Origin of the sequence: Streptomyces sp. NPDC004284 (assembly GCF_042874035.1) — a bacterium.
Taxonomy (GTDB): Bacteria; Actinomycetota; Actinomycetes; order Streptomycetales; family Streptomycetaceae; genus Streptomyces.
On the sequence record NZ_JBIAMJ010000002.1, the window covers coordinates 171,201 to 189,154 of the forward strand.

Sequence of the window (17,954 nt, forward strand, 5' to 3'; positions counted from 1 at the left end):
CCCCAAGTCATAAGAAACGTAAGACGCACGGGTGGTCGTCGGTCCTTAACTCGGACCCTATTCAGCCCCCCGACGTACCGTCACGTCCAGAGGACCCCCTGTCACACGATCGCCATTCGGCCGACATGTACCGCCCGTCACCCGCATCCCACCCGAATGCCTCCGGCACTCTTTTGCGCGGGACTTGACCGGGGTACGTTCCGGCGCATGCCGATGCGAAAGCGGAGAACCCGCGGAGCCCGACCGATCTACGGAACCCTCGTGTCCGCGGCCACGGCCGCCCTGTTCGCGACCCTGGTCACCCCCGCCGGCGCCCAGCCGGGACCGGCCGCGCCCGCCGCGCCCTTCGTGCGCGAGTCCCGCCCGGTCCACTCGTACGCCGACGCCGTCCGTGAGTCCGTCTGGGTGGACACCGGCCTCGACGGCGACGGCGACGGGCGCGCCGACCGGGTCGCCGTCGACATCGTGCGCCCCCGCGAGCCCGCGGCGGCCGGCCGGAGGATCCCGGTCATCATGGACGCCAGCCCGTACTACGCCTGCTGCGGGCGCGGCAACGAGAGCCAGAGGAAGACCTACGACGCCGACGGGAACCCCGTCCAGTTCCCGCTCTTCTACGACAACTACTTCGTCCCGCGCGGCTACGCCTTCGTCGCCGTCGACCTCGCCGGGACCAACCGCTCCGACGGCTGCGACGACGTCGGCGGCCGCTCCGACGTCCAGTCCGCGAAGGCCGTCGTCGACTGGCTGAACGGCCGCGCCCGCGGCTACACCTCCCGCACCGGCGGCACCCCGGCCCGCGCCACGACCTGGAGCACCGGGAACGTCGGCATGATCGGCAAGAGCTGGGACGGCACCATCGCCAACGGCGTGGCCGCCACCGGCGTCGAAGGGCTGAAAACGATCGTTCCGATCGGCGCCATCTCCTCCTGGTACGACTACTTCCACTCGCAGGGCGCCCCGCTCTACGACGCCAACCCGAGCTGGCTCTCCGACTACGTGAACAGCCCCGAGGCCCAGGGCCGCTGCGGCGCCGTCCAGGACCGCGTCACCGCGGGCACCCCCTACAGCGGAGACCTGACCCCCGCCTGGGACGAGCGCGACTACGTGAAGGACGCCGGCGAGGTGAAGGCCAGCGTGTTCGTCGTCCACGGACAGCAGGACCTGAACGTGCGCGCCAAGCAGTTCGGCCAGTGGTGGGACGCGCTCGCCGCCCACGGCGTCGAGCGGAAGATCTGGCTCTCCCAGACGGGTCACGTCGACCCCTTCGACTTCCGGCGCGCCGACTGGGTCCGCACCCTGCACCGCTGGTTCGACCACTACCTCCTGGGCTACGACAACGGCATCGACCGTGAGCCCGTCGCCGACGTCGAGCGCGCCCCCGACGTCTGGACCACCGACCGGCAGTGGCCGCCGCGCACCACCACGACCACCACCCTGCGCCCCGCCCCCGGTGCCGTCTCCGGCCCCGGCGTCCTCGGCCGCGCCCCCGCCGCCCCCGGCTCCACGGCGTCCTTCACCGACGACCGGGGCCTGGGCGAGCTGGACTGGGCCGCCCGGATCGACACCGCGACCCCCGAGAAGGCCGGGTTCACCACCCGCCCGCTCTCCCGGGACCTGCGGATCGCCGGCTCCTCGAAGGTGACGGTCACCGCGACCCCCACCACCTCCACCGCCCACCTCTCCGCAGTCCTCGTCGACCTCGGGCCCGCCACGATCCGGGACTACGGCGCCGCCGGCGAAGGCATCACCACCCTCACCGACCGCAGCTGCTGGGGCGGGAGCACCCCGGGCGACAGCGCCTGCTTCAAGGAGACGGCGGCCCGGACGGCGGACGTCGCGTACACGGTCGTCAGCCGGGGCTGGGCCGATCTCGGCACCTGGGCCGACCCGCGGAAGGAGCGCCCGCTGACCCCCGGCAGGGCGTACACCCTCACCCTGGACCTCGCCCCGACCGACCACGTCGTCCCGGCCGGCCACCGGCTCGCCCTGATCGTCGCGGGCACCGACAAGGACCTCATCGATCCTCCGTCGACGACCCCGACCCTCACCCTCGACCTCGCCCGCACCTGGGCGAAGCTGCCCCTGGTCGGCGGCGCCGGGGCGTTCGAGCGGGCGACGAGCGGCCCGGCCCCGGCCCTGCCGTCGCCCAGCCGCGTCCCGTCCCTGACCGCCCCCGTCCCGCCGGCCGCCGCCACCGGGCCGCGCCTGCCGGGCCCGGGGACGGCACGATGAACCCCCTCACCAGGCACCGGAGTTCCCGGAAGGCGCTCGCCCTCGCGGCGGGCGCCGCCGCCCTCGCCCTGCCGCTCGTCAGCGTCCCCGCCAAGGCGGCGGACAGCGCGCCCGCGCAGGCCCTCCCGCGCACCGGCTTCGAGGAGAGCCGGGGCGCCCGGTGGACGAGCGAGGCCGAGGAGGGGGAGTTCCTCGCGGCCGTCGACCGGGGGAGCGGCCGGGTGGCCCTGCGTGAGATCGGCACCACCGGGCAGGGCCGCCCGCTGCGGCTCGCCACCCTCGGTACGGGTGCCACCACCGTGCTGCTCGTCTGCAGCCAGCACGGCGACGAGCCGGCGGGCCGGGAGACCTGCCTGAGCACGGTGCGCGACCTCGCGTACGCCCAGGACGAGGAGACCCTGCGCTTCCTCGCCCGCACGACCCTCCTCGTCGTCCCCACCGCGAACCCCGACGGCCGGGCGGCCGACACCCGCGGCAACGGCGACGGCATCGACGTCAACCGCGACCACCTCGCCCTGCGCACCGCCGAGGCGCGCGCCATCGCCGCCGTCCTGCGCGACCGGCGGCCCGCGCTCGTCTACGACCTCCACGAGTACGGCGCCACCCCCCGCTACTACGACAAGGACCTGCTCGCCCTCTGGCCCCGCAGCCTCGACGCGGACCCGCGCGTCCACGACGAGTCCCGGACGCTCTCGGAGTCCTACGTCCGGCCCGCCGCCGGGCTGGCCGGGTACAGCAGCGGCATCTACGGCATCTGGACCGACCCGCTCACGGGGGAGCCGGTCAAGCAGGTCGCCGGCGACGGCCAGGAGCGGATCCTGCGCAACACGGCCGGCATCAAGCACTCCGCCGGGCTGCTCGTCGAGACCCGGGTCGACGCCCTCGACCAGGCCGAGAAGGACGACCCGGCCCTCAACCACCGGCGCCGCGTCGCCACCCAGCACGCCGCTCTGGAAGGGGCCTTCGCCTATCTCGACGAGCGGCGCGGGCCGCTCACGGCGGCCACCTCCCTCGCCCGGCGCACCGGCCTCGCCGACCGGGGCCCGGTCTACCTCGGCGGCGCCGACAACGACCCCGCCGAACCGGCGGAGATCCTCACCGACCCGCCCTGCGGCTACCGCCTGAACGCCGCGCAGTACGCCGAGGCGGGCGACGAACTCGCCCTGCACGGCGTGACCGTACGGACGGAGGGCACCGGGGCGTTCGTGCCGCTGCGCCAGTCGCAGCGCGCGCTCGTCCCGCTGCTCCTGGACGAGCGGGCGACCTATCACCTCGTCAGCGGGAGTCCTGTGGAGAAGTGTTGAGGAGAGGGTGTCCCCGGCCCGGCGTGGTGTGATCGCGATGTTTGCCGAGGTAAAGTTACCGGTCGGTATCGACCGTACCTCGAACGGGCCTTCACAGCCCTGGAGTTGGAGAACCACCATGCGCCACACCACGCCCGCACGCCGTGCACTGACAGCCCTGCTCGCCACGACGCTGCTCGCCGGGGGCGTGCTCCTCGGACAGACGGCGACCGCTGAACCGGCCGCCGCCAAGACCGTCACCTGCAACGTCACCAAGCTGCGGGCGGACGCCCGCAAGGAGCGCGACCGCGCCGCCCAGCTCAGGCACCTCGGCGCCAAGGCGGAGGCCCGCAAGGCCGCCGCCCGCGCCGACGCCCTGGAGCGCAAGGCCCAGCAGTGCGTGGACGCGGACAACAACAGCAGGCCGCCGCTCTGGAAGTAGCACCTCACGCGGGGCGGTTGCCATCCGGAACTCCGGAACTCCGGAACTCCGGAACTCCGGAAGGACGGCAACCGTCCCGCCGTCGTTCCGCCCCTCAGCGGACCGCCAGGTCCGCCGCCGCCTCGGCGCAGCCCCAGGCCACCGTCACCCCCGCGCCGCCGTGCCCGTAGTGGTGGACGAGGCGCCCGCCGCCCGGGAGCGGCACCGCCTCGATCCGTACCCCGCCCGTTCGCGCGGGCCGGAGTCCCACCCGGTGCCCGAGGACGCGGGCCCCGGCGATCTCCGGCCGCACCCGCGCGCACCGCGCCACGATCGCCGCGGCCGTCGCCGGATCCGGGGCGAGCCGCTCGTCGTCCTCCTCCGCCGTCCCGCCGAGCACCAGCCGATCGGAGTGCGGGAAGAAGTACGTGGTCGCGCCCGCGGACTCGTCCGCAGCCGTGAACCACTCCTCGATCCCCGGGTTCTCCACCAGGACCAACTGGCCCCGCACCGGACGCAGTCCGGGATCCGGTACGAGCTCCCGCGCCGCGAGGCCCGTGCAGTCGACCACCACCGGGGCGAGGGCCGCCGCCTCCTCGAAGCCGCGCACCTCGCGCCGCTCGTAGACCCCGCCCATGGCCTCGAACCAGCCCCGCAGAAAGGTCAGAAGGACCGGCATGTCGATCAGCGGCAGCCGCGCCGCGAGCCCCGTCCGGTACGGCCCCGGCACCTCCTCCGGCGCCAACTGCCGCAGCCCCTCGACCTCCTGGGCCCACGGGCCGAGCCCGTCGAGAACGGTGTCCGCGTGGACCCCGGCCACCCACTGGACCCCGGTCCGCTCCGGATCGAGGGCCAGCCGCTCGTACATCCGCAGGGAGGCGAGCGCCCACGCCCCGGCCTCGGCCGCCGGTTCGATCCGGTACGGCCACCACAGGGCGCCCGCCACCGCCGAGGTCGTTCCCAGCAGGTCGTCGCGGGACCAGACCCGTACCCGCAGCCCGCGCTCCGCCAGCACCGTCGCCGTCGCGAGACCGACGATCCCTCCGCCCACCACGATCACGTCGCTCCTCATGTCCGGACCGTACCGGTAACGGCCCGGACCGTTCCGGGACCGGGACATTTCCAGGACGGTGCGGCTACGGAAGGGGGAAACACTGGAGTCATGCCGGTCCCGTACACCTCCCTCGCCCTCGTCCCCGCCGACCCGTCGGGCGGCGGCCACCCCCACCACGACTTCCTCGTCGACGGCAGGCCGCTGCTGGACCGGCTCGACGAGACCGACGGCTTCGACACCGTCTCGCCCCTCGCGGCGGACGTCCCGCCCACGGTCCGCCCCGAGCACGCCCACCGCCTCCTCCTGGCCGACGGCACGCGCCAGGTGATCCACTCCTGCCCCGACTGCGAGGACCCCGGCTGCGGCGCGGTCACCGCCGTCGTCGCCCGCGAGGGCGGGGACGTCGTCTGGCGGGACTTCGCCTGGCAGACCGGCACCGCCGCCGACCCCGTGCGCGAGGGCTACCCCGGCGTCGGCCCGTACCGCTTCCCCGGCGCGACCTACCGTTCCGTCCTGCTCCGGCTCCTCGAATCCTCGGCGTGTCGCTCCGTCGCCTAGGATTCGTTCCCTGATGACTGCAACCCTCGTCGCCAAGGACCTCGCCGCCGGCCACGGCGAACGCACCCTCTTCGCCGGGCTCGACCTCGTCGTCGCCCCCGGCGACGTCATCGGCCTCGTCGGCGTCAACGGCGCCGGCAAGTCGACCCTGCTGCGGCTGCTCGCCGGGCTCGACACCCCGGAGGAGGGCGAGCTGCGGCTCTCCCCGCCCACCGCCGCCGTCGGCCACCTCCCGCAGGAGCCCGAGCGGCGCGCGGGGGAGACCGTGCGGGAGTTCCTCGCCCGCCGCACCGGCGTCGCCGCCGCCCAGGCCGCCATGGACGAGGCCACCCAGGGCCTCGTCGACGGCACGCCCGGCGCCGACGACGCGTACGCGACCACCCTGGACCGCTGGCTGAACCTCGGCGGCGCCGACCTCGACGAGCGCGCCGAGGAGGTCGCCGACTCCCTCGGCCTCACCGTCGGCCTCGACCAGCCGATGACCGCGCTCTCCGGCGGCCAGGCCGCCCGCGCCGGCCTCGCCTCGCTGCTCCTCTCCCGCTACGACGTCTTCCTGCTCGACGAGCCCACCAACGACCTCGACCTCGAAGGCCTGGAGCGCCTGGAGGCCTTCGTGAAGGGGCTGCGCGCCGGGACGGTCGTCGTCAGCCACGACCGCGAGTTCCTCACCCGCACCGTCACCAAGGTCCTCGAACTCGACCTCGCCCAGCAGCAGATCACCCTGTACGGCGGCGGCTACGAGGCCTACCTGGAGGAGCGGGACACCGCCCGCCGCCACGCGCGCGAGGAGTACGAGGAGTACGCGGACAAGAAGGCCGCCCTCGAAGGGCGCGCCCTCATGCAGCGCAACTGGATGGACAAGGGCGTCCGCAACGCCCGCCGCAAGGCCTCCGACAACGACAAGATCGGCCGGAAGCTGCGCGGCGAGTCCAGCGAGAAGCAGGCCGCGAAGGCCCGGCAGACCCAGCGCATGATCGAGCGCCTCGACGTCGTCGAGGAGCCCCGCAAGGAGTGGGAGCTGCGCATGGAGATCGCCGCCGCGCCCCGCTCCGGCTCCGTCGTCGCGACCCTGCGCGAGGCCGAGGTGCGCCGGGGCGACTTCGCCTTCGGCCCCGTCACCCTCCAGATCGACTGGGCCGACCGGGTCGCCGTCACCGGGGCCAACGGCGCCGGGAAGTCGACCCTGCTCGCCGCCCTCCTCGGCCGCCTCCCCCTGGACTCCGGCGACGCGGTCCTCGGCTCGGGCGTCGTCGTCGGCGAGGTCGACCAGGCCCGCAAGCTCTTCCACGGCACGGAGACGCTCCTGGAGGCCTTCTGCGCGGCCGTGCCCGACACCGAGCCCGCCGAGGTCCGCACGCTGCTCGCCAAGTTCGGCCTGAAGGCCGTCCACGTGCTGCGGCCCGCCACCACGCTCTCCCCGGGCGAGCGGACGCGCGCCGCGCTCGCCCTGCTCCAGGGCCGGGGCGTGAACCTGCTCGTCCTCGACGAGCCGACCAACCACCTGGACCTGCCGGCCATCGAGCAGCTGGAGTCCGCCCTCGACTCGTACACCGGCACGCTGCTGCTCGTCACCCACGACCGGCGCATGCTCGACGCGGTCCGCACCACCCGCCGCATCGAGGTCGCCGACGGCAAGGTGACCGAACTCTGATGCCGGTCCCGTACGGACAGGGCCCGCGATGACCGTGTCCTTCGGCTGGGGGCCCGTCGGGGCGCGGGTCCTCGCCCCGGCGGCCGCCTGCGTGGTCGTCGTCGACGTGCTGTCCTTCACCACGGCCGTCGGCGTCGCCGTCGAGGGCGGCGCCGCCGTCCTCCCGTACCGCTGGAAGGACGCCACGGCCGCCGCGTACGCGCGGGAGAAGGACGCCGTGCTCGCCGTCGGCCGCCGCGAGGCCACCGAGGCGCACCCGTGGTCGCTCTCCCCGGCCGCCCTGCGCACGGCGCCCGTGCCGATGCCCGACCGGCTGGTCCTGCCGTCCCCGAACGGCTCCACCATCGCCGCGGAGGCCGCCGCGCGCGGCGTGACGGTCGTCGCGGCCTCCCTGCGCAACCACTCGGCCGTGGCCCGCCGGCTCGTCGACGGGGGATACGGGACGGCGGACCGCCCGCTCGCCGTCATCGCCTCCGGCGAGCGGTGGCCCGACGGCTCGCTGCGCCCGGCGCTCGAAGACCTGCTGGGCGCGGGAGCCGTGCTCTCCGCCCTGCGGGGCACGCACCCCCTGACCCCGGAGGCGACCGCGGCGGCCACGCTGTGGGACGCGACCGAGGACCCGGTCGCCGCCTTGCACGGCTGCGACTCGGGCCGTGAACTGTACGAGTACGGCTTTCCGCAGGACGTGGCCGTGGCCGCCGAGCTCGACCGCTCGACGGCCGTTCCGGTCCTGGTGGACGGCGCATTCCAGGAGGCACCATGACCGACCTACTGACCCGGCTGACCGAGATGCTGGACGATCTGGACGCCGACGTGGACGAGACGATCGACCTCGCCGACGAGATCGCCGCCTCGGGCGACGCCGCTCTCCTGCCGCGCCTCCAGGCGGAGCTGGACCGCGTCATCACCGAGCGGAACTTCTACGCCCGGGAGCTCCTCGGGGGCGTCCTCGCCGCCCTCGGCGGCCCGGACGTCCTCCCGGCGCTGATCCGTGCCTCCGCCGTCGACCTCGGGGACGACCAGGACGGCCTGGCCACCGAGATCGTCGAGCTGGTCCAGGCGGACCCGAAGACGGCCCGCCGCCTCCTCCAGCCGATGACGGAGGACGACGACCTCGCCGTCGCCAACCGCGCCGACTGGGCGCTGCGCTTCCTGCCGTAACCGGGGAGCACGCGAAGAGGCCACAGCCCCCACCGGGCTGTGGCCTCGTTCATGCGGACGCGGGGGTCTGCGGTCTACCAGAAGTTGCTGCAGTTGATCTTGCCCGTGCCGCTGTCCTTGAGGCACACGCGGTAGTAGTAGCTGCTGCCGCCGAGCATGTTGGACCAGTCGGAACCCGGGTCGGGGATCTTCACGGAGAGGCTGCGCTGGAAGTCGGTGCCGGCGCCCAGCCACTTCTCGATGTAGCCGTAGTGGTCCCACCAGTTGTCGGGGCCGTACGGGTCGTTGACGCGGACCCAGCCGGCCTGACACGTGGGCGACCAGCGCAGCTCGGCCTTGCTGATGCCGTCGGAGACGGACACCTTGGTGACGGCGTCCTTGTCGCAGGCCTGCGAGACGGGGCCGAGGTTGTCGCAGCCGGAGCCGGAGCAGCCGGCGGCGTACGAGGTGCCCGCGAGCGGGACCAGGGCCATGGTCATCGCGGCGGCGGAGACACCCGCCACCTTCGCGATCATGCGCTTCATCTGAGGGTGCTACCTCCGGGAGAAGGGACGTCTGACGGCCTTCCGCGGAGGCCGGAAATGATCTTGGTCTCTTGGCCTGTGCGCGTCAACGGAAAAAACGGACGACCTACTTCAACTTCCGGTGAACGCGCGTCGTCCCCGCACACTCCGATCGGTGTGTACGGGGACGACTCCGGCAGTCCGGTCGGAAACCGCCTCCGACCCGCGGGTTCTATCGGCGCTTGCCGCCGCCCTCGCCGAGCAGGCCGGCCTTGCGGAGGGCGTCCGCCATCGCGCTGTTCGCGGGCGCGGGCGCCGCCGAACGGTCCCGGCCACCCCGGTCGCCGCGGTCGTTCCGGTTGCCGCCCCGGTTCCCGCGGTCGTTCCGGTTCCCGCCCTCGGCCCGGCGGTCACCGCCCTGGCGCTGCTGCGGCGGCCGGCCGGAACGCTCGCCCCGGTCCCCCCGCTCGCGCCGGGGCGCGCCGCCCTGGCCGTCGGCGCCCGGCTCGTCGTCGAGCCGCAGCGTCAGCGAGATGCGCTTGCGCGGGACGTCCACGTCCAGGACCTTCACCTTGACCACGTCGCCGGGCTTCACGACGTCGCGCGGGTCCTTGACGAAGGTCTTCGACATCGCCGACACGTGCACCAGACCGTCCTGGTGCACACCGATGTCCACGAACGCGCCGAACGCGGCCACGTTCGTGACGACGCCCTCCAGGACCATCCCGGACGCCAGGTCGCCGATCTTCTCGACGCCCTCCTTGAAGGTGGCCGTCCGGAACGCCGGACGCGGGTCGCGGCCCGGCTTCTCCAGCTCGCGCAGGATGTCCGTCACCGTCGGGAGACCGAAGGTCTCGTCGACGAAGTCGTCCGCGCGCAGCGAGCGCAGCGTGCCGGTGTCGCCGATCAGCGCCGCGACCTCGCCGCCCGTCGCCTTCACCATCCGGCGGACCACCGGGTACGCCTCCGGGTGCACCGAGGAGGCGTCGAGCGGGTCGTCGCCGCCCCGGATGCGCAGGAAGCCCGCGCACTGCTCGTACGCCTTCGGGCCGAGCCTGGACACGTCCTTGAGCGCCTTGCGGGAGCGGAAGGGGCCGTTGGCGTCCCGGTGCGCGACGATGTTCTCGGCGAGGCCCGCGCTGATGCCCGAGACCCGCGAAAGCAGCGGCGCGGAGGCGGTGTTGACGTCCACGCCGACACCGTTCACGCAGTCCTCGACCACCGCGTCGAGCGAGCGCGAGAGCTTCACCTCCGCCAGGTCGTGCTGGTACTGGCCGACGCCGATGGACTTCGGGTCGATCTTCACCAGCTCGGCGAGCGGGTCCTGGAGCCGGCGGGCGATGGAGACGGCGCCGCGCAACGACACGTCGAGACCGGGGAGTTCCTGCGAGGCGAAGGCGGAGGCCGAGTAGACCGAGGCGCCCGCCTCCGAGACCATCACCTTCGTCAGCTTCAACTCGGGGTGCTTGGCGAGCAGTTCGCCCGCCAGCTTGTCGGTCTCGCGGGAGGCCGTGCCGTTGCCGATCGCGACCAGCTCGACCGCGTGCTCCTTCGCGAGCCGCGCGAGCCTGTCCAGCGCCTGGTCCCACTTGTTGGCGGGGACGTGCGGGTAGATCGTGTCGGTGGCGACGACCTTGCCGGTGGCGTCGACGACGGCGACCTTCACGCCCGTACGGAAACCGGGGTCGAGCCCGAGCGTCGCCCGGGTGCCGGCCGGCGCGGCGAGCAGCAGGTCCCGCAGGTTCGCCGCGAAGACCCGGACCGCCTCGTCCTCGGCGGCCGTCCGCAGCCGCAGCCGCAGATCGATCCCCAGGTGCACCTGGATGCGGGTCCGCCAGGCCCAGCGGACCGTGTCCCGGAGCCACTTGTCCCCGGGGCGGCCCCGGTCGGCGACGCCGAAGCGGTTCGCGACGATCCCCTCGTACGAGGAAGGGCCCTCCGTGGGCTCCTCCGGTTCGAGCTCCAGGCTGAGGGCGTCCTCCTTCTCGCCGCGCAGCATGGCGAGCACCCGGTGCGAGGGCAGCGCCGTGAAGGGCTCGGCGAAGTCGAAGTAGTCGGCGAACTTCGCTCCCGCCTCCTCCTGGCCCTCGCGGACCTTCGCCACGAGCCGTCCCCGGCCCCACATGCGCTCGCGCAGCTCGCCGATGAGGTCGGCGTCCTCGGAGAACTTCTCGGTGAGGATCGCCCGCGCGCCCTCCAGGGCCGCGGCGGCGTCCGCGACGCCCTTGTCCCCGTCCACGAAGGCCGCGGCGGCGGCCGCCGGCTCGACCGTCGGGTCGGCGAGCAGCCCCTCCGCCAGCGGCTCCAGACCGGCCTCGCGGGCGATCTGGGCCTTCGTCCGGCGCTTCGGCTTGAAGGGCAGGTAGATGTCCTCCAGGCGCGCCTTGGTGTCGGCGGCCCGGATGCTCGCCTCCAGCTCCGCCGTCAGCTTGCCCTGCTCGCGCACCGAGTCGAGGATCGCCGACCGGCGGTCCTCCAGCTCGCGCAGATAGCGCAGCCGCTCCTCCAGGGTGCGCAGCTGCGCGTCGTCGAGCATCTCGGTCGCTTCCTTGCGGTAGCGCGCGATGAACGGCACGGTCGAACCGCCGTCGAGGAGCTCGACGGCTGCCCTCACCTGTCGCTCGCGTACGCCGAGTTCCTCGGCGATCCTTGCTTCGATGGACGTCGTCACGGTGTCCCGACTCGCCTTCTCGTGCCTCAAGCTTGCGAGTGCATTCTGCCGGGTCGGTCACCCGTACGCGGCAACCGACCCGTCCCGCGCGCGTCCCCGGCGCGCCGGATCAGCCCTTGCCGATCAGGTCCGCCGGGAAGGCGCCCGCACCGGCCGCCGCGAAGAGGAAGCCGCGCCCCAGCTCGGTGAGGCGCTCGACCCCGGCCGTGCCGAGGTGCTCGTACGGCGCGGAGTCCAGCCGGTCGGTGTGCTCCTCCAGTTCGGCGCGCAGGGCCGTGCCCGACTCCGTCAGCTCGCCGTCCGCGTCGAGGAGCCCGCGCTCGCGCAGCCGCTCCGTCGCCGCGTCCCAGTCGGCGCGCCGCCAGCCGCGCGAACCGAGGACCCAGCGCGGGGACATGCCCTTGCCGGTGGCGGTGTGCGAGACGAGGGCCTCGACGGGGTCGAGTCCGGCGGAGAGCAGCGCCGCGAGGTGGCCGTCGCCCCGGTGCTCGCGCAGCAGCGTGGCGGCGTACCAGTAGGCGAGGTGGGGCTGCTCGGGCACCGGCAGGTCGGCGTTGGCCGAGTAGAGCGGCCGGGCGTGCCGGGTGCAGGCCTCGGTGGCGCGCAGGGCGAGCTCCGCCGCCTCGGCCATCTCCGGGGAGGCGACGGCCTCGTCGCCGAGCAGCCGGCGCAGGGTCGCGTCGGCGGTCCGCAGCCGCGCGTCCAGGACCTCGGCGGGGGAGGCGGTCTCCCAGACGGCCGGGAAGTGCCGGGCGAGCAGCTCGTGGCTGTAGTTGTAGAAGGTCGCGGCGACCGTGCCCGCGCCCACCGCGCCGAGGGCGGAGCTGCGCGCGGCGAGCCGCATCGCGCTCGGGTCGGTGAAGCCGAGGGCGGCGAACTCGCGGTCCAGGTCGGGCGAGAAGTGCAGCGTGGAGTGCAGCGGGTTGAGGGCGTTGTGGCAGTGGCGTCCCGCGCGCGGGGGAAGGACAGTCGTCATGGACCCGAACGTTACCGACTGGTCGGTACGACGGGAACGGCCGGGCCGCACGGGGCGGACGCCAGAATGGCAGGAAAGGTGGGTTCCTCGTCGTTGCGGACGCGTCCGGACCCGGCGAAGGATGGGGGCATGACGCAGCGACCCGTCCTCGTCGTCCTCTTCGACGACGTCCAGAGCCTCGACGTCACCGGCCCCGTCGAGGTGTTCGCCGGCGCCGCCCGGGCCGCCGGGGACCCGTCCGCGTACCCGATCCGCACCGCGTCCCTGGACGGCGGACCGATCCGTACGCGCAGCGGACTGCGCCTGCTCCCGGACACCTCCCTGGACGCGGCGGTCGCCGACGGGCCCCCGCAGACCCTCCTCGTCCCCGGCGGCGAAGGCACCCGCGCCCCCGACCCGGCCCTGATCGACTGGCTGCGCGTCCACGCCCCGCGGGCCGAGCGGCTGGTCTCCGTCTGCACCGGGGCCCTGCTCCTCGCCGAGGCCGGGCTCCTCGACGGACACCGGGCCACCACCCACTGGATCGCCTGCGAGCACCTCGCGCGCCGCTACCCCCGGGTCGACGTCGAGCCGGACCCCATCTTCGTACGGGACGGGCGGCTCTCCACCTCCGCCGGGGTCACCGCCGGCATCGACCTGGCCCTCGCCCTCGTCGAGGAGGACCTCGGCCGGGACGTCGCCCTCACCGTCGCCCGCCACCTGGTCGTCTTCCTGCGCCGCCCCGGCAACCAGGCCCAGTTCAGCGTCCAGCTGTCCGCCCAGACCGCCCGCAGGGAGCCGCTGCGGGACCTCCAGCAATGGATCAGCGAGCACCCCGACGGGGACCTCTCCGTCGACGCGCTCGCCGCCCGCGCCCGGCTCTCGCCCCGCCACTTCGCCCGCGCCTTCCACGCGGAGACCGGCACCCCGCCCGGCCGCTACGTCGACCGGGTCCGCCTCGAACACGCCCGCCGCCTCCTGGAGGAGACCTCGGGCGCCGTCGAGGAGATCGCCCGCGCCTCGGGGTACGGCACGCCCGAGACGATGCGCCGCGCCTTCCTGAAAGCCCTGGGCACCGCCCCGGCGGAGTACCGCCGCCGCTTCCGCGTCCCACCCACCACCTGAGAGGAACCAGCATGCAGATCGCCGTCCTGCTCTACGACCGCTTCACCACCCTCGACGCCGTCGGCGCGTACGAGCTGCTCGCCCGCCTCCCCGGAGCCGAGACCGTCTTCGTGGCCAAGGAGCGCGGCCCCGTCCGCAACGACCAGGGCAGCCTCGCGCTCGTCGCCGACCGGAGCCTCGCCGAGGTCCCGAGCCCGGACATCGTCCTGGTCCCCGGCGGCCCCGACGCGCGGGTCGCCACGGAGGACCCGGAGATCCTCGACTGGCTCCGCACCGCCGACGCCACCAGCACCTGGACCACCTCCGTCTGCACCGGCTCCCTGGTCCTCGCCGCGGCGGGCCTGCTGAAGGGTCGCCGGGCGACCACCCACTGGCTCGCCCACGAGGAACTGCGGGCGCTGGGCGTCGAGCCCACCGGCGAGCGGGTCGTCTTCGACGGCAAGTACGTCACGGCCGCCGGCGTCTCCTCCGGCATCGACATGGCGCTGCACCTGCTCGGCCGGATCGCCGGCGACGAGACCGCCCAGACGATCCAGCTCCTCACCGAGTACGACCCCCAGCCGCCGTACGACGCGGGCTCGCCGGAGAAGGCCCCGGCCGCGATCGTCGCGCAGTGGCGCGGCGAGAAGCCGCCGGTGCGGGAGGGCTGAGACTCAGAGCCCGTACGTGAAGCGGGGCGCGCGGCGCTCCAGGAAGGCGGCGACCCCCTCGGCGGTGTCGCCGCTGCCGCGCGCCTGCTCCGCCCAGTGGGCGTCCCGGTCCAGTCGCCCGTCGGCGAACTCCTTGGCCGCCGCCTGGGTGAGCAGCGAGCGGGAGGCGAGCAGCCGGGCGAACTCGGCGACCCGCTTGTCGAGCGCGCCCGCCGGGTGCAGCTCGTCCACGAACCCGGTCCGCAGCGCCCGCTCGGCGTCCACCAACTCGCCCGAGAACAGCAGGTACTTGGCGGTCGAGGGCCCGACGAGGGCGGTGAGCCGGCGGGTCGAGGAGGACGCGTAGACGATGCCGAGCTTCGAAGGCGTGATCCCGAAGCGGGCGCCCTCCTCGGCGAAGCGCAGGTCGCAGGCGGCGGCGAGCTGGCTGCCGCCGCCGACGCAGAAGCCCCGCACGGCGGCGAGGGTCGGCTTGGGGAAGGCCGCGAGGGCCTCCTCGGCCCGTACCGCGAGGGTCTGCTGCTCGTCGCCGGGCTCCCGCAGCGTCGAGATGTCCGCCCCGGCGCAGAAGGTGTCGCCCTCGCCGGTGAGGACCAGGACCCGGACGGCGGGGTCGGCGGCGAGCCGCTCCAGGATGCCGGGCAGGGCGCGCCACATCCCGGCACTCATGGCGTTGCGCTTGGTGGGGTTGGCGATGACGACGGTGGCGATCCCGTCCGTGACGCTGTCCTTCAGCTGCGGCTCCATGAGCCGGATGCTATCCGCCGGGCCCGCTTCCGGAAGTCGCAGAAAGCGCGCACGATCAGTCGAACAACTGACGTTGGCATACTCAGCCGATCAGAAGGTGGCCGATAAGTGTCGACTTCTGGTCAGTAGGCCGGTCTGCCCGCGCGCATTGCCAAGACTCGATCCGTGGCGAGAATCGAGCACGAGGGTGGGAACGGGACCGTGGAGACCCACGGAGGCGTTCCCGCCCGGCAACCGTCCTACGAAGGAGTCTGGCGCTTCACCGCTGCCGCGGTCGACGTCTCCGTCCCGCAGGCCCGGCACGCCGTACGCGACCTGCTGGTCCGCCAGGGCGTACCCGTCCATGAGGAGATCATGGACGGCCTGCTGCTGATCGTCTCCGAGCTGGTGACCAACGCCGTCCGGCACGCGGCACTGCTCTCCCCGGAGATAGCGGTGGAGGTCGCGATCGGCCCCGAGTGGATCAGGGTGTCCGTCGAGGACAACCACCCGTACCGCCCCAAGGCCCTGGAGGCGGACTGGGGGCAGACCGGCGGCCGGGGACTGCTCCTGGTCCGCGAGATCGCCCAGGAGGCCGGCGGCACCTGCGACGTCGAGCACACCGCGAGCGGCGGGAAGATCATCTGGGCGGCGCTGCCCCTGAGGTCCGCCTGACCCTCCCGCCCGGCCCTTCCGTCCGGTCCGGCGCGAAGGGGCGGACGGCCCCGGCCCCGATGGCACCGGGACCGGGGCGCGCCCGTGGCGCCGGAGGTCACCAGCCCCCGGACGGGCCCGTCAGCTCCCTGATCGCCGGACGCGCCGCGTCCAGGACCGTCATGAACCAGGCGGAGAAGGGCGCGGCCTCGTGCCGCTCGACCAGCTCGTCGGCGGTCACGAACTCCGTGGACTCGATCTCCTCCGGGTCCGGCCGCGGATCGGCCTGCACCAGGCCGACGAAGAGGTGGTTGAACTCCTGTTCCACCAGGCCCGAGGCCGGGTCCGGGTGGTTGTAGCGGACGGTGCCGGCCTCCGCGAGCAGCGTCGGCGAGACGCCCAGCTCCTCGAAGGTGCGCCGGGCCGCCGCGGCGAACGGCGCCTCGCCCGGGTAGGGGTGGCCGCAGCAGGTGTTCGACCAGACGCCGGGAGAGTGGTACTTGCCGAGCGCCCGCCGCTGGAGCAGCAGTCGGCCCGACTCGTCGAAGAGGAAGACGGAGAAGGCGCGGTGGAGCTGCCCCGGCGCCTGGTGCGCGGCGAGCTTCTCCGCGGTGCCGATGGTCCTCCCCTCCTCGTCGACCAGTTCGAGCATGATCGGCGCCGGGACTCCGGACGGCTGGACACCGTTCGACGCGATCTCCGGCGAGATCTGAGCCGCGGTGGCTGGTGTGATCGGCATACCCATCCTTCGCATCGGTCCTCGGCCCGGTGGGGCCACCACAGTCTGCCGTACAAAACCGGCTTGTCCGTACTTCGGCGGCCGGACGTGGCCGCTCCCACCGCCCCGGAGTACGGCAGGGGCGGCGGGAGCGGGAGGGATCCAAAGGGGCACTACACCCCGAAAGGTGCCGGATAGACGAGCGTGCCCTCGGGGACGGGAGCGGAACCGTCCAGGACGAGCGCCATCATGGCCTCGTCGGGGACCTCGAAACCTGGCCGGATTCCATACTCGGACGCCCGTACGAACCCGAACCGCGGGTAGTACTCCGGATGGCCCAGGACGAGGACGAGCGGCTCGCCGCGGAGCCTGGCCGCGTCGAGCACCGCCCGGACGACGGCCTGCCCGGCCCCCGTCCGCTGGTGCGCGGGAGCCACCGAGACCGGGGCGAGCGCGGCCGCGGGGGCGCCGCCCACCAGGCAGCGGGTGATCAGGGCGTGCGCCGCGACCGTGCCGTCCGGGGCCTCGGCCACGTACGACAGGCCCGGCAGCCAGGCGTCGTCGGACCGGAGGGCCTCGACGAGATCGGCCTCGGCCCGCGACCCGAAGGCCGCGGCCACCAGCCGGTGCACCGCCCCGGCGTCCGCGCCGGTCTCCGGGCGGGTGCGCCAGCGCGGATCGGCGGGCCGCAGGACGAAGCCCGCGTACCCGTACTCGGAGCCGTGCCCGCGCCGCAGTGCGATCTCGGCGCGGGCCCCGGCCACCGCCTCGGCCATGCCGGGGACGGTGGTGTCGGCCGCGTCGGCGTGCGCGGCGAGCGGGACGTAGTACTCGTCCCAGTCGCCCTCGGGCTGCGGGACGGTCCCCAGGACGTGGTAGCCGGCCCCGACCGCCGCCGCCGCGTTCCCGGCGACGGTGCGCAGGGTGTACTGGTCCTCCCAGAAGGCGCGGGCCGTCGGGCCCGGCTCCTCGGTGGTCCAGACGCACTCGGTGAGCACGAGGGTGCCCCCGGGCGCGAGGAGCCTGCGCCACTCGGCGAGGGCCCGGTCGAAGCCGAGGACGAAGACCGAGCTCTCGGCCCAGACCAGGTCGAAGGAGCCGTCGGGGAAGGGCGGCGCGCCCATGTCGGCGTTCAGGGTGCGGATCGAGCCGTCGAGCCCGCGGGCGGCGGCGGTCTCCCGCAGCTCCGCGAGGAACGGTTCGTGGGTGTCGACGGCGGTCACCTCGGCGTTCGCCTCGGTGGCCAGGAGCAGCGCGGAGCGGCCGGGGCCGCAGCCCAGGTCGAGCACGCGCGGACGCTCCGGAAGCCTCCCCGCGAGCGCGAGGAGCCGCCGGGTGGTGGTGTCGGAGCCCGGACCCTGGCGCGGAAGGCCGTGGTGCAGGGCGAAGAAGGAGTCGTGCAGAGCGTTGTCGGACAACGTGGAAACCCTTGGGATGAAAGGGCCCCGGCCGACGACGTGACGTACCGGTGGGAGGACCGGGATCAGGTCAGCCGGAGACCCGGAGGCTGAGGGACGACCGGGTGCTGCCGCACGGGGCAGCCTCCATGGCGACGGTCATCAACCTCAGCTCCTCTCCACACGCGTTCGTAC

17 protein-coding genes are annotated in these 17,954 nt (G+C 74.0%); 10 read left to right on the plus strand and 7 right to left on the minus strand.

Features of this window, described 5'->3' with window-relative positions:
• The first annotated feature begins 207 nt into the window (after positions 1 to 207).
• The 3 genes from ACFYUS_RS05945 to ACFYUS_RS05955 all read left to right on the plus strand — a co-directional run bounded on the left by ACFYUS_RS05945 (position 208) and on the right by ACFYUS_RS05955 (position 3,957).
• Entirely contained in the window at positions 208 to 2,232 is a 2,025-nt protein-coding gene (locus tag ACFYUS_RS05945) for a Xaa-Pro dipeptidyl-peptidase (protein WP_388846353.1), read from the plus strand.
• Positions 2,229 to 3,536, plus strand: a complete 1,308-nt coding sequence (locus ACFYUS_RS05950; protein ID WP_388846355.1) for a M14 family metallocarboxypeptidase — start codon at positions 2,229 to 2,231, stop codon at positions 3,534 to 3,536. Before ACFYUS_RS05945 ends, ACFYUS_RS05950 begins: the two co-directional genes overlap by 4 nt.
• Before the next feature lie 118 nt (positions 3,537 to 3,654).
• On the plus strand, positions 3,655 to 3,957 hold the full coding sequence (locus ACFYUS_RS05955) for a hypothetical protein (protein ID WP_388846357.1): 303 nt from the start codon (positions 3,655 to 3,657) through the stop codon (positions 3,955 to 3,957).
• Between the two features lie 94 nt (positions 3,958 to 4,051).
• Here ACFYUS_RS05955 and ACFYUS_RS05960 read toward each other — a convergent pair whose 3' ends face one another.
• Complete coding sequence (locus ACFYUS_RS05960) at positions 4,052 to 5,008, minus strand: FAD-dependent oxidoreductase (RefSeq protein ID WP_388846359.1); 957 nt, start codon at positions 5,006 to 5,008, stop codon at positions 4,052 to 4,054.
• A 90-nt stretch (positions 5,009 to 5,098) separates the two neighbouring features.
• Here ACFYUS_RS05960 and ACFYUS_RS05965 point away from each other — a divergent pair, with 90 nt between their 5' ends.
• From ACFYUS_RS05965 to ACFYUS_RS05980, 4 genes are read left to right on the plus strand one after another with little or no spacing between them, the layout of a single operon-like run.
• Complete coding sequence (locus ACFYUS_RS05965) at positions 5,099 to 5,548, plus strand: hypothetical protein (RefSeq protein ID WP_388846361.1); 450 nt, start codon at positions 5,099 to 5,101, stop codon at positions 5,546 to 5,548.
• Positions 5,549 to 5,561: 13 nt separating this feature from the next.
• Positions 5,562 to 7,199 carry an ABC-F family ATP-binding cassette domain-containing protein gene (locus ACFYUS_RS05970; protein ID WP_388846363.1) on the plus strand — a complete coding sequence of 546 codons (1,638 nt, stop codon included), beginning with the start codon at positions 5,562 to 5,564 and terminating at the stop codon, positions 7,197 to 7,199.
• A gap of 28 nt (positions 7,200 to 7,227) precedes the next feature.
• Entirely contained in the window at positions 7,228 to 7,962 is a 735-nt protein-coding gene (locus tag ACFYUS_RS05975; RefSeq protein ID WP_388846365.1) for a 2-phosphosulfolactate phosphatase, read from the plus strand.
• Positions 7,959 to 8,360 (plus strand): hypothetical protein, encoded by a 402-nt coding sequence (locus tag ACFYUS_RS05980; RefSeq protein ID WP_388846367.1) that lies wholly within the window; start codon positions 7,959 to 7,961, stop codon positions 8,358 to 8,360. Before ACFYUS_RS05975 ends, ACFYUS_RS05980 begins: the two co-directional genes overlap by 4 nt.
• Before the next feature lie 74 nt (positions 8,361 to 8,434).
• Here ACFYUS_RS05980 and ACFYUS_RS05985 read toward each other — a convergent pair whose 3' ends face one another.
• The 3 genes from ACFYUS_RS05985 to ACFYUS_RS05995 form a co-directional block, all read right to left on the minus strand.
• The gene (locus tag ACFYUS_RS05985) at positions 8,435 to 8,884 is read right to left on the minus strand and encodes a DUF2690 domain-containing protein (RefSeq protein ID WP_388846369.1); all 450 of its coding nucleotides are present in this window, start codon (positions 8,882 to 8,884) and stop codon (positions 8,435 to 8,437) included.
• Positions 8,885 to 9,095: 211 nt separating this feature from the next.
• The gene (locus tag ACFYUS_RS05990; RefSeq protein ID WP_388846371.1) at positions 9,096 to 11,534 is read right to left on the minus strand and encodes a Tex family protein; all 2,439 of its coding nucleotides are present in this window, start codon (positions 11,532 to 11,534) and stop codon (positions 9,096 to 9,098) included.
• A gap of 109 nt (positions 11,535 to 11,643) precedes the next feature.
• The gene (locus tag ACFYUS_RS05995; RefSeq protein ID WP_388846372.1) at positions 11,644 to 12,510 is read right to left on the minus strand and encodes a hypothetical protein; all 867 of its coding nucleotides are present in this window, start codon (positions 12,508 to 12,510) and stop codon (positions 11,644 to 11,646) included.
• A gap of 129 nt (positions 12,511 to 12,639) precedes the next feature.
• Here ACFYUS_RS05995 and ACFYUS_RS06000 point away from each other — a divergent pair, with 129 nt between their 5' ends.
• Both ACFYUS_RS06000 and ACFYUS_RS06005 read left to right on the plus strand, forming a co-directional pair.
• On the plus strand, positions 12,640 to 13,614 hold the full coding sequence (locus ACFYUS_RS06000; protein WP_388846374.1) for a GlxA family transcriptional regulator: 975 nt from the start codon (positions 12,640 to 12,642) through the stop codon (positions 13,612 to 13,614).
• 11 nt (positions 13,615 to 13,625) lie between these two features.
• Positions 13,626 to 14,264, plus strand: coding sequence for a DJ-1/PfpI family protein (locus ACFYUS_RS06005; RefSeq protein WP_388846376.1), 639 nt, complete (start codon positions 13,626 to 13,628; stop codon positions 14,262 to 14,264).
• Positions 14,265 to 14,267: 3 nt separating this feature from the next.
• On the opposite strand, the gene ACFYUS_RS06010 is transcribed toward ACFYUS_RS06005, so the two are convergent.
• Positions 14,268 to 15,011: an enoyl-CoA hydratase/isomerase family protein gene (locus tag ACFYUS_RS06010; RefSeq protein WP_388846378.1), complete on the minus strand. Its 744-nt coding sequence runs from the start codon at positions 15,009 to 15,011 to the stop codon at positions 14,268 to 14,270.
• A 201-nt stretch (positions 15,012 to 15,212) separates the two neighbouring features.
• Here ACFYUS_RS06010 and ACFYUS_RS06015 point away from each other — a divergent pair, with 201 nt between their 5' ends.
• Positions 15,213 to 15,665 (plus strand): ATP-binding protein, encoded by a 453-nt coding sequence (locus ACFYUS_RS06015; RefSeq protein ID WP_388847720.1) that lies wholly within the window; start codon positions 15,213 to 15,215, stop codon positions 15,663 to 15,665.
• A gap of 97 nt (positions 15,666 to 15,762) precedes the next feature.
• Here the strand turns inward: ACFYUS_RS06015 and idi are convergent, their stop codons facing one another.
• Positions 15,763 to 16,383 (minus strand): isopentenyl-diphosphate Delta-isomerase, encoded by a 621-nt coding sequence (idi, locus tag ACFYUS_RS06020; protein ID WP_388846380.1) that lies wholly within the window; start codon positions 16,381 to 16,383, stop codon positions 15,763 to 15,765.
• Positions 16,384 to 16,535: 152 nt separating this feature from the next.
• On the minus strand, positions 16,536 to 17,780 hold the full coding sequence (locus ACFYUS_RS06025) for a GNAT family N-acetyltransferase (protein ID WP_388846382.1): 1,245 nt from the start codon (positions 17,778 to 17,780) through the stop codon (positions 16,536 to 16,538).
• Positions 17,781 to 17,954: the final 174 nt, after the last annotated feature.